This window comes from Flavobacterium sp. (genome assembly GCF_028712645.1).
Lineage (GTDB): Bacteria > Bacteroidota > Bacteroidia > Flavobacteriales > Flavobacteriaceae > Flavobacterium.
In genome coordinates this window covers 1-11,013 of the sequence record NZ_JAQTPQ010000117.1, presented here as the reverse complement: position 1 = coordinate 11,013, position 11,013 = coordinate 1, and the positions used below count along the sequence as shown (strand labels likewise).

At 33.5% G+C, this 11,013-nt stretch carries 10 protein-coding genes; 5 read left to right on the top strand and 5 right to left on the bottom strand.

What is annotated here, in order from left to right:
• Window positions 1–145: 145 nt before the first annotated feature.
• Both PHC28_RS10285 and PHC28_RS10280 read right to left on the bottom strand, forming a co-directional pair.
• Window positions 146–1,240 carry a cytochrome c peroxidase gene (locus PHC28_RS10285; RefSeq protein ID WP_300099636.1) on the bottom strand — a complete coding sequence of 365 codons (1,095 nt, stop codon included), beginning with the start codon at window positions 1,238–1,240 and terminating at the stop codon, window positions 146–148.
• A gap of 190 nt (window positions 1,241–1,430) precedes the next feature.
• Window positions 1,431–1,904 (bottom strand): DUF6265 family protein, encoded by a 474-nt coding sequence (locus tag PHC28_RS10280; RefSeq protein WP_300099633.1) that lies wholly within the window; start codon window positions 1,902–1,904, stop codon window positions 1,431–1,433.
• A 158-nt stretch (window positions 1,905–2,062) separates the two neighbouring features.
• Here PHC28_RS10280 and prfA point away from each other — a divergent pair, with 158 nt between their 5' ends.
• From prfA to PHC28_RS10260, 4 genes are all read left to right on the top strand, one after another.
• Window positions 2,063–3,139, top strand: a complete 1,077-nt coding sequence (gene prfA, locus PHC28_RS10275; protein WP_300099630.1) for a peptide chain release factor 1 — start codon at window positions 2,063–2,065, stop codon at window positions 3,137–3,139.
• A gap of 141 nt (window positions 3,140–3,280) precedes the next feature.
• Window positions 3,281–4,114 carry an orotidine-5'-phosphate decarboxylase gene (pyrF, locus tag PHC28_RS10270; RefSeq protein WP_300099627.1) on the top strand — a complete coding sequence of 278 codons (834 nt, stop codon included), beginning with the start codon at window positions 3,281–3,283 and terminating at the stop codon, window positions 4,112–4,114.
• A 22-nt stretch (window positions 4,115–4,136) separates the two neighbouring features.
• The gene (locus PHC28_RS10265) at window positions 4,137–4,637 is read left to right on the top strand and encodes a hypothetical protein (protein ID WP_300099623.1); all 501 of its coding nucleotides are present in this window, start codon (window positions 4,137–4,139) and stop codon (window positions 4,635–4,637) included.
• 3 nt (window positions 4,638–4,640) lie between these two features.
• Window positions 4,641–5,426, top strand: coding sequence for an alpha/beta hydrolase (locus PHC28_RS10260; RefSeq protein ID WP_300099620.1), 786 nt, complete (start codon window positions 4,641–4,643; stop codon window positions 5,424–5,426).
• 403 nt (window positions 5,427–5,829) lie between these two features.
• Here the strand turns inward: PHC28_RS10260 and PHC28_RS10255 are convergent, their stop codons facing one another.
• From PHC28_RS10255 to PHC28_RS10245, 3 genes are all read right to left on the bottom strand, one after another.
• Complete coding sequence (locus PHC28_RS10255; RefSeq protein ID WP_300099617.1) at window positions 5,830–6,552, bottom strand: DUF4197 domain-containing protein; 723 nt, start codon at window positions 6,550–6,552, stop codon at window positions 5,830–5,832.
• Window positions 6,553–6,622: 70 nt separating this feature from the next.
• Window positions 6,623–7,477, bottom strand: coding sequence for a formyltetrahydrofolate deformylase (gene purU, locus PHC28_RS10250; protein WP_300099615.1), 855 nt, complete (start codon window positions 7,475–7,477; stop codon window positions 6,623–6,625).
• A gap of 10 nt (window positions 7,478–7,487) precedes the next feature.
• Window positions 7,488–8,195, bottom strand: a complete 708-nt coding sequence (locus PHC28_RS10245) for a DUF4197 domain-containing protein (protein ID WP_300099612.1) — start codon at window positions 8,193–8,195, stop codon at window positions 7,488–7,490.
• A gap of 220 nt (window positions 8,196–8,415) precedes the next feature.
• Here PHC28_RS10245 and PHC28_RS10240 point away from each other — a divergent pair.
• The coding region (locus PHC28_RS10240) for a methylmalonyl-CoA mutase family protein (protein ID WP_300099609.1) at window positions 8,416–11,013 on the top strand (2,598 nt) is incomplete at its 3' end.

Here is an 11,013-nt window from a genome sequence, read left to right as displayed (position 1 = left end):
TTCTTTTTCCCCTTTATTCAAAACGGAGCTTTGATAAGTGTAATTGAAAACACGGTCTTGAGCATTGGTATTTATTGTGTTTAAAAATAGAATAGTTGCAATTAAAATAATCTTTTTCATTGTGTTTAAATATTTATGGTTTTTATTATTTGTGATATCCATCAGTTAGTGTATTCATAAAAATGACAAGGTTTTGTTCTTCTTCTGGGGTAAGATTTAGATTCCCGAGTTCTTCAGTATTTATATTTTGTTGAACTTCCGGTGTTCCAAATTCTCCTGTTTTTGTATCTCTAACATTATAAAAATGGACTACTTCTTCAAGCGTTTTTAAAGAACCATTATGAAAATATGGTCCAGAAAGAGCAATATTTCTCAAAGTTGGAACTCTAAATTTTCCATTATGTTCAGGTTTCGAAACGATTGCTCCAATTCCTAAATCAATATAATTTATTCCAGCTGAATTTGAAGCTTGTGTATAAAATGGATTATTAGGATTTTTCGGGACACCAATATTATCATACGTAAAATCAGTAAATAATATCTTTTTTACTTCAGAATCGGGCTCTGTAACGTGGCATTGCGAGCAAAGTGCTTTCCCTTGAAAAAGTGCAAATCCTTTCTTTTCTTTTAAAGTAAATGATGCTCGCCCTTGCAAATAGTAATCAAATTTTGATGTAAACAGATTGACTTCTGCTGACGTTTGAAATTTTGTTAAAGCGTCTGCTACATAAGACAAAACATCGCTTTCAAATGGGGAATTGGTATATAATTCTACCATTTTGGGATAGTATGAAGCTAGTTTTATTTTTTGAGCAACGACAGTTTTAGAAGTATTATTCATTTCCAATGGATTCAACATCGGATGAATAAATTGTTTTTGTAGATTAGGAGAACGACCATCAAGAAAAAGTCCACCAATAAAAGTTTCGTCTGTTGTGTCATAATATCGCTCTGGCGAAAAAATATTATATGCTAAACTTGGAGCATTTCTATTTCCGAATATTTTTGAAACTACTCCTTCAGAAACTGCTCTATTCTCTGGATCACTAAATCCTTTTTCGGGAGAATGGCAAGAAGCACAAGATTGACCGATTGGATTAGAGAGATTGGTGTCATTGAAAATTTGCTTTCCTAGTTCAATTTTTGCGTTATCATTGGTTGTGTATTCTTCATTTTCTTTAGAACAACTTGTGAATAGAATAATTGATAAAATTACGATTATAAATAATTTTGATTTCATTTATTTAGACTGATTAAAAATAACTATGCAAATATAAAAAGCTTTTATAATTATACAAAATTTATTTAGACTAAATAAAAATAATAATTTAAATTATTTTTATTGAATTGAAAATCAATATAATAGGTAATAAAAAACCTTGCTCGAAAAGGGCAAGGTTGCTGTTTTTTGGTAAAATGACCTTTATTTTTTAGTTGGTTCGCATCAAAGAATAAGAGTGAGAATCTGGTTTTCCTTGTTGGATTCCAGAAATAGTGATAACTAAACTATCATTATTTTTTAAAGAATAACTGATTTTTTTGGGATAATCATTTTTTTGGTTTTCGAAAACCAATTGCTTTTCTATTGTTGCATTACGTTTAAAAGTGATAGGTTTATCATTATTTTGACCTCGAATAGTCGAAACATACAAAAGGTTTTCTCCTTTTTGTATCAATTGGATGGTTTCAAAATGCAAAGTGTCTTTTCCTTTTATGAAATAACTTTTGCCATCATAAATGCTATCATTTGTTTTCTCCCAAGTTTCTAATAGATTTCCATCTTTTGAATTATTCTCCCATTTCCCCAAAAGCCAGTCAGCAACCACTATTTTAGAAACTTCCTTAGATTTTAGGCAGGAATTAAATGTTAGAATTATAAGGAGAAAGATAATTGCTTTTTTCATTAGAAGTTTAAATTGAATTATTTGATAATAATTTTCAAAATTAGGAAAAAAGATTGTAAAACATAGCTAGAATATGATATCAAAAAAATTATGAAATCTGAAATCTGAAATCTGCAATCTTTTCACTAAATTTGCACTCCAAATAAAGGATTTAGAATATGTTAGATAGACTTCAAATAGTAAAACAGCGTTTCGACGAGATTTCGGACTTGATTATCCAGCCCGATGTGATTGCCGATCAGAAGCGTTATGTGCAATTGAATCAAGAATATAAAGGCTTGAAAGCCTTGGCTGAAAAGCGTGATGAATATGTGCTTTTGATGGCAAATATAGATGAAGCCAACGAGATTATTGCCGATAATAGTGATGCGGATATGACCGAAATGGCCAAGATGCAACTTGAAGAAGCAAAGGAAAGATTGCCGGAACTGGAGGAAGAAATCAAGTTTATGTTGATTCCGAAAGACGAAGAAGACGCTAAGAATGTAATGGTCGAAATTCGCGCCGGAACAGGTGGTGATGAAGCTAGTATTTTTGCAGGTGATTTGTTTAGAATGTACACCAAATATTGCGAAAATAGAGGTTGGAGAACTTCGGTTGTCGATATGAATGAAGGAACTTCAGGAGGTTTCAAAGAGGTGATTTTTGAAGTTACAGGCGAAGACGTTTATGGAACTTTGAAGTTTGAAGCGGGCGTTCACCGTGTGCAACGTGTTCCTCAAACTGAAACACAAGGGCGTGTTCATACATCTGCAGCAACAGTTATGGTGCTTCCAGAAGCCGAAGAATTTGATGTGCAAATTGATATGAACGATGTTCGTGTCGATTTTTTCTGTTCTTCTGGACCTGGTGGACAATCGGTAAATACAACAAAATCGGCGGTTCGTTTGACGCATATTCCAACAGGTTTGGTGGCGCAATGTCAGGATCAGAAATCGCAACATAAGAATAAAGATAAAGCTTTAATCGTTTTACGTTCTCGTTTGTACGAACAAGAATTGGCCAAAAAACAAGAACAAGATGCTACGAAACGTACTTCACAGGTAAGTTCAGGTGACCGTTCGGCAAAAATTAGAACCTACAATTATGCTCAAGGTCGTGTAACGGATCACCGTGTTGGATTGACTTTGTACGATTTAGGAAATATAATGAATGGTGATATTCAGAAAATTGTTGACGAATTACAATTGGTCAACAACATGGAGAAATTGAAGGAAGCTAGTGAGGTTTTTTGATAGGCTTTGGGTTTTTAGGTTATAGGTTTTTGTAAAACTAAAAAAATATTAGCCACGAATTCACGAATTAATTATATAAATTCGTGAATTCGTGGCTAAAAAATAGAACAACTGTCTAACTTTGCTGTTAAACACATAACAATGACAACTAAAGAACTAATCAATCAAATCAAAATCAAGAAATCCTTCCTTTGCGTAGGATTGGATGTTGATTTAAACAAAATTCCATCACATATATTAGCATTAGAAGACCCGATTTTTGAGTTCAACAAAGCGATAATAGATGCAACTCACGATTTGGCCGTTGCTTATAAACCCAACACGGCCTTCTATGAAGCCTATGGAATTAAAGGTTGGCAGTCGTTACAAAAAACCATTAATTATATCAACGAAAATCATCCAGAAATCTTCACGATTGCTGATGCAAAACGGGGCGATATTGGTAATACTTCATCGATGTATGCCAAAGCTTTCTTTGAAGATTTAAATTTTGACAGCCTAACCGTTGCGCCTTATATGGGAAAAGATTCGGTGGAGCCTTTCTTGGCTTTCGAAGATAAACACACTATTATGTTGGCTTTGACTTCTAATGAAGGAGCGTTTGATTTTCAAACCTTAAATGTTGATGGAAAGGAATTGTACAAACAAGTTTTGGAAACATCAAAAACTTGGAAAAACAGCGAAAATCTGATGTATGTTGTTGGTGCTACGAAAGCCGAATATTTTACAGAAATCCGCAAAATTGTTCCGGATAGTTTTTTATTGGTTCCTGGTGTTGGCGCGCAAGGCGGAAGCCTTCAAGAAGTGTGCAAATACGGAATGAATGCCAATGTTGGTTTGCTAATTAATTCTTCAAGAGCCATTATTTACGCATCAAAAGGAATTGATTTTGCCGAAAAGGCTAGGGAAGAAGCGTTGAAAATGCAACAAGAAATGGAATTGATTTTAAATACAGATTTTACTAATTGGCACTAATTAAATTCACAAAAAAGACACAATGACAAAACGGGATTTTTTTAGATTGATTATTAAACTTTTTGGACTTTATTCAGGATTACTGGCTATTTTTACAGTTATACCAAATAATATTACGAATGTATTGTTTCAATTTGATGTTACTATGTTGCTATTTATCATTGGAACTACACTTATCGTTATTCTCCTTTTTTTGTTTTTAATTTTCAAAGCTGATTTTGTTATTGACAAGTTAAAACTGGATAAAGGTTTCGATGATGAAAAAATTCAATTTGAAAACCTTAATACTGAAAGTATAGTGAAAATTGCTATTTTATTGATTGGAGGGTTTTTAATTATTGATTATTTGCCCAATTTTCTAAATTATACTTTGCAAGCTTTTAGAAGTAAAGTTCAAAGTTCTGAATATTCAAATATTCCGATTAATTATTTTAATTGGATTGTTAGTGGAATTAATATTCTTCTTGGCTATATTTTGATTACAAACTATAAAGTAATCTCCAATTATTTGGATAAAAAATAAACTTTGATAAACTACACCCTATACAAAAACGAAAATAGCGATCAGTGGGTGACTTTTGTTCACGGTGCTGGCGGTAGTTCGTCTATTTGGTTCAAGCAAATTCGGGATTTTCAGAAAACGTATAATGTGTTGTTGTTGGATTTACGTGGACACGGAGATTCAAAAACTATTATAAAAAAGTCATTTCTAAAAAAATATACTTTCAAGTCGATTGCCAATGATATTTTAGAAGTCATCGATCATTTAAAAATCGAAAAATCGCATTTTGTTGGGATTTCCCTCGGTACAATACTCATTCGACAATTAGCCGAAATGCATCCGGAAAGAGTGCAAAGTATGATAATGGGCGGAGCGATTCTGAAAATGAATTTTCGTTCTCAAATCTTGATGAAATTAGGAAACACTTTCAAATATGTTTTGCCTTATTTGGTGTTGTACAGGTTTTTTGCTTTTGTGATTATGCCAAAACGAAGCCACAAACAATCGCGTTTGCTTTTTATCAATGAAGCCAAAAAGTTGTACCAGAAAGAATTTATAAAATGGTTCAAACTTACTGCCGAAATTAATCCCGTGCTCAAGTGGTTTCGCCAAGTAGAATTGAATATTCCGACACTTTATGTAATGGGAGAAGAAGATTATATGTTTTTACCCTCGGTGCGACAAGTAGTCGAAAAACATTATAAATCTTCAAAATTATTTGTCATCGAACAATGCGGTCACGTAGTAAATGTGGAGCAGCCTGTCATTTTTAACACTGCAGTTTTGACTTTCATTAGTTTAACAAAATAAGAATGTCCCGCAAATTGCAGGACATTCTTTTAACTAACCAAAACCAAAATAATAAATAACCAGTTTATTATGATACAAAGATCATATAGTTTTATGGTTCTTGCTGTTAATGATTTGTTATTTGTTTGTTGTACATAAGTTAAGTTTTTATAAAAGCATTTTAACTTATCTTGTATTTAGACCAAAAAAAAAGTCCCACAATTTGCGGGACAATCTCTTTACTAACCAAAACCAAAATAATAAATAACCAGTTTATTACTCTGCAAATATCATAAACTTATGTTCTATGTTCTGTTAAGGATTTGTTATTAGTTTGTTGCACTTAAGTTAATTTTTTAAAATATTGATTTTAAGATAGTTAAATCTATTTTTATTTATTTTTATCTTTGTGTGGATTACTATTTTACTTCTTGTCTTGTAAAGCAAAAACTTTTTTCAATACATCTGATGTTCTTGCATTCAGATTGGTTCTGATATTTTTTTCTTCGACAGTAATCATTGTAAAAACACCATCAAGCGCTTTATTAGTCACATAATCCGTAATGTCAGGATTTACTTTTTTAGCTAGGGGTAATGTATTGTATTTTTTGATAATGGAAGCCCAAATAACATCGGCACCAACTTTACCAAGCGATGTTTGCACAACGGGACTGAATTTTGCATACAATGGTTTTGTGGTTGAAGTTTGCAAATAAGTGGTTGCTGCATTGTCATTTCCCATTAAAATACTTTTGGCATCATTAATAGTAATGTTTTTTATAGCGCTGACAAAAATGGGAGTTGCTTCTTTTACGGCATCTTCTGCGGCACGATTTAATGCTTTAATTCCGTCATCGGCTAAACTAGACATTCCCATTTTTCGTAAAGTTTTATCTACTTTTACCAATTCTTCTGGCATTAAAATCTTTACAGCATCATTTTTATAAAAACCGTCAGTCTTAGTTAATTTTGGAACTTGTTCCGTCACGCCTTTATTCAAAGCTTCTCTTAATCCTACAGCGATGTCGAGAGTGGAGTTTGTTTTTGTTAGAGTAGCCGCTTTTTCAGTTGCCTTTTTCAGGATGTCTTTGAATTGTGCTGTTCCTATGAATGGAACTAAAAGTAGAAGTATTAACGCTTTTTTCATTAGGTGTTATTTTTAAGTCATATAATTTGTGGTTTTACTACAAAGTTGATGCCACCTTTAATTTATAATTTTAATAAAACACTACCGTTTTATTATCATAAACCATTGTTTTACGTTCGGCGTGGAGTTTTATGGCTCTTGCCAAAACGATGCGTTCTAAATCTCTCCCTTTCATAATAAAATCTTCAATAGAATTGATGTGCGAAACTCTTGCAATATCTTGCTCAATAATTGGGCCTTCGTCTAAATCTTTTGTAACATAATGGCTGGTTGCTCCAATGATTTTCACACCTCTTTTAAAAGCGGAATGATACGGTTTTGCTCCTGGAAAAGCGGGCAAAAACGAATGATGAATATTGATAATTTTATTTTCGTATAGTGAAATCAAATTAGGAGTTATGATTTGCATATAACGAGCCAAAACGATAAAGTCTATTTTGTTTTTCTGGAGTAATTCAATTTGTTGTTTTTCAGCTTCTTCTTTATTTTCTTTGGTAAAGGGAATATGGTAAAAGGGAATGTCAAAACGTTCGGCAATGGGTTTTAAATCAATATGATTACTCACAATTAAAGGAATTTCTACATTCAATTCTCCTGCGCTAAAACGCCCCAAAATATCAAACAGGCAGTGATCATATTTTGAAACAAATAAGGCCATTTTTGGTTTTTGTTCCTTTAGATAAAATTCCCAAGACATTTTAAAATCAGTTGCAATTGTTTGCTGAAAAACATTTTTTATTGCTCCTAGATTACTGTTTTTATTGGTAAGTTCGCATTCTAAACGCATAAAAAATACGCCTTGTTCTACATCAACATGTTGGTCAATATAAATAATATTTCCTTCTACTCTTAGAATAAAATCAGTTACAGCTGCAATAATTCCTTTTTGATCTTTACAATGAATAAGTATGGTAATTTGTTGCATAAAATTTAAATTATTTTTTGTCTTGCATTGCAAAAACCTGTTGTAATAAAACGGAGGTTCTTGAATTTAAATTGGTTCTAATGTTTTTTTCTTCTACTGATATCATTCTAAAAACACCCAACATAGCTTGATTGGTTACGTAATCGGTGAGGTCAGGATTTACTTTCCTTACAAAAGGAATTGCGTTGTATTTTGTTATGATGTTTGTCCAAACTTTGTCAGCACCAACCTTAGTAAATGAATTTTTTATGACGGGATTAAATTTTCCGTACAAAGCAGTTGAAGTCGAGGTTTGCAAGTAAGTTGTTGCCGAGTTTTCATTCCCCATCAAAATGGTTTTAGCATCGTTAAAAGACATATTTCTAACGGCATCAACAAATATTGGTGTGGCTTCCTTTACGGCATCTTCGGCAGCGCGATTTAATACTTTTAGTCCTTCATCTGCCATAGAGCCAAGTCCAATTTTTCTTAAACTTGAATCTACATTTTTTAATTCTTCGGGTAAGAGTATTTTTACAGCCTCATTTTTGTAAAAACCATCTACAGCTGTTAGTTTACTTACTTGTTTAGAAATGCCGTTGTTTAAGGCTTCTTTCAATCCACCTGAAATGTCTATTCCTCCAATGCCTTGTGTCTGCGGAAATTGATTCATTACCTGTTGCATTTCTGCGCAACCAGAAAGTTGAAAGACTAATACTAACACTATTATTTTTTTCATTCTAAAGTATTTTAACAAGTTTACTTCACCTATTTGTAATAAGGCTTTGGGCAAAAATACTATTTATTCAATAATAAAGCGATAATTTTATTTTGGAGGATAAGCCAGAGAGTTAAACTTCTGATAAATTTATTGCTTTTTTACTAATAATTAAAGCATAGAACAATTGATTATTAAAAATAATTGTAAATTGCACTGATAAAGTTATCATATTCATAAAATGGAAGTAGTAAAAGCGTATGTCCCTGTCAATAAAGTAAGAATTGTAACTGCTGCATCACTTTTTGATGGTCACGATGCTGCCATCAACATTATGCGAAGAATAATTCAGTCAACAGGAGTTGAGGTTATTCATTTAGGCCACGATCGTAGCGTTGAAGAAGTGGTAAATACTGCCATTCAGGAAGATGCTAATGCTATTGCTATGACTTCCTATCAAGGAGGACACAACGAATATTTTAAATATATGCGTGATTTGCTTTGTGAAAAAGGAGCCTCTCACATCAAAATTTTTGGCGGAGGTGGAGGCGTAATTCTTCCTTCGGAAATTGCTGATTTACAAGGGTACGGAATTGCCCGGATTTATTCGCCTGACGATGGTCGAGCTATGGGTTTGCAAGGAATGATTAATGATTTAGTACAACAATCGGATTATCCAATTGGTGACAAATTAGCCGATGAAATCAATCATCTCGAAGAAAAAAATCCAATAGCAATCGCCCGCATTATTTCTTCGGCTGAGAATTTCCCTGAAGTTGCTGCTGCAACCTTGGAGAAAATCCATAAAATAAATACCGATTGCAAAACGCCTGTTCTAGGAATTACAGGAACGGGAGGCGCTGGAAAATCCTCTTTGGTCGATGAATTAGTACGTCGGTTTTTAGTCGATTTTCCAACAAAAACCATCGGAATAATTTCAGTTGATCCATCCAAACGTAAAACAGGAGGAGCATTGCTTGGAGATAGAATTCGAATGAATGCTATCAATAATCCTAGAGTTTATATGCGTTCTTTGGCAACACGACAATCTAATTTGGCTTTGTCTAAATACGTTGCCGATGCTATTCAAGTTATCAAAGCAGCGAAGTATGATCTAATCATTCTAGAAACTTCTGGAATTGGACAATCTGATACTGAAATTACAGATCATTCGGATGTTTCTCTTTATGTAATGACACCCGAGTTTGGAGCAGCAACCCAATTGGAAAAAATTGATATGCTTGACTTTGCCGATTTGGTAGCGATAAATAAATTCGATAAACGCGGTTCATTGGATGCTTTGCGAGACGTAAAAAAACAATACCAGCGCAACCATAATCTTTGGGACGCTAAATTAGATTCATTACCCGTTTTCGGAACAATCGCTTCCCAATTCAATGATCCTGGAATGAATACGCTTTACAAAGCGATAATGGATAAAATTCACGAGAAAACAAATTCCGATTTGAAATCGACTTTTGAAATTTCTCACGAAATGAGCGAAAAAATCTTTGTGATTCCACCACATAGAACTCGATATTTATCTGAAATCGCAGAAAATAACAGAAAATATGATGCTACTGCTTTAAGTCAAGAGCAAGTTGCCCAGAAATTATATGGTATTTTCAAAACGATTGAATCGGTTTCTGGAAAAATTCCTGAATTGAACAAGGCAGGAATTAATGAGGATTCCATTTTACCAAGTTCTTTGGAATTGGAGAAACCAGACGTTATTGAAAATAAAATTTTCCTCAACTTATTATTGAATCAATTCGAAAAGGTAAAAATGGATTTGGATTCTTACAATTGGGAAATCATCCTGACTTGGAATGAGAAAGTAAAAAAGTATAAAGAACCCTTTTACACCTTCAAGGTTAGAAACAAAGAAATTAAGATTGAAACCCATACCGAATCGCTTTCGCATACCCAAGTTTCTAAAATTGCTTTGCCAAAATACCAGGCTTGGGGCGATATTTTGCGTTGGAATCTTCAGGAAAATGTACCAGGAGAATTCCCTTTCACGGCTGGATTGTATCCATTTAAAAGAGAAGGAGAAGATCCATCAAGGATGTTTGCTGGCGAAGGTGGGCCAGAACGAACTAACAAGCGTTTTCATTATGTAAGTGCTGGTTTGCCAGCAAAAAGACTTTCGACAGCTTTTGACAGCGTTACTTTGTACGGAAATGACCCAGATTTGCGTCCTGATATTTATGGAAAAATTGGTAATGCAGGAGTTTCTATTTGTTGTTTGGACGATGCTAAAAAATTGTATTCTGGTTTCGATTTGGTCGATGCAATGACATCCGTGAGTATGACTATTAATGGACCAGCTCCAATGATGTTGGGATTTTTTATGAATGCGGCTATTGATCAAAGATGCGAAATTTACATCAAAGAAAATAATCTTGAAAATGAGGTTGAAGAAAAAATCAAAGCCATTTACACCAAAAAAGGAACGCAACGTCCGCATTATCAAGGCGATTTGCCCGAAGGAAATTCCGGACTGGGATTGATGCTTTTGGGCGTAACTGGCGACCAAATTTTACCTTTGGAAATTTATAATGAAATAAAAGCAAAAACACTTTCTAAAGTTAGAGGAACCGTTCAAGCAGATATTTTAAAAGAAGACCAAGCACAAAACACTTGTATTTTTTCGACAGAATTTGCCTTGCGATTGATGGGTGATGTTCAGGAATATTTCATTACAAAAAAGGTGAAAAACTTTTATTCGGTTTCCATTTCGGGATACCATATTGCAGAAGCTGGTGCAAATCCTATTTCACAATTGGCCTTCACACTTTCTAATGGCTTTACTTACGTGGAATATTATTTGAGTCGT

What these genes read in the sequence shown, in the direction of transcription:
- PHC28_RS10285 (WP_300099636.1), bottom strand. Translation starts at nt 1,240, where the DNA reads ATGAAATCAAAATTATTTATAATCGTAATTTTATCAATTATTCTATTC.
- prfA (WP_300099630.1), top strand. Translation starts at nt 2,063, where the DNA reads ATGTTAGATAGACTTCAAATAGTAAAACAGCGTTTCGACGAGATTTCG.
- PHC28_RS10265 (WP_300099623.1), top strand. Translation starts at nt 4,137, where the DNA reads ATGACAAAACGGGATTTTTTTAGATTGATTATTAAACTTTTTGGACTT.
- PHC28_RS10255 (WP_300099617.1), bottom strand. Translation starts at nt 6,552, where the DNA reads ATGAAAAAAGCGTTAATACTTCTACTTTTAGTTCCATTCATAGGAACA.
- pyrF (WP_300099627.1), top strand. Translation starts at nt 3,281, where the DNA reads ATGACAACTAAAGAACTAATCAATCAAATCAAAATCAAGAAATCCTTC.
- PHC28_RS10245 (WP_300099612.1), bottom strand. Translation starts at nt 8,195, where the DNA reads ATGAAAAAAATAATAGTGTTAGTATTAGTCTTTCAACTTTCTGGTTGC.
- purU (WP_300099615.1), bottom strand. Translation starts at nt 7,477, where the DNA reads ATGCAACAAATTACCATACTTATTCATTGTAAAGATCAAAAAGGAATT.
- PHC28_RS10280 (WP_300099633.1), bottom strand. Translation starts at nt 1,904, where the DNA reads ATGAAAAAAGCAATTATCTTTCTCCTTATAATTCTAACATTTAATTCC.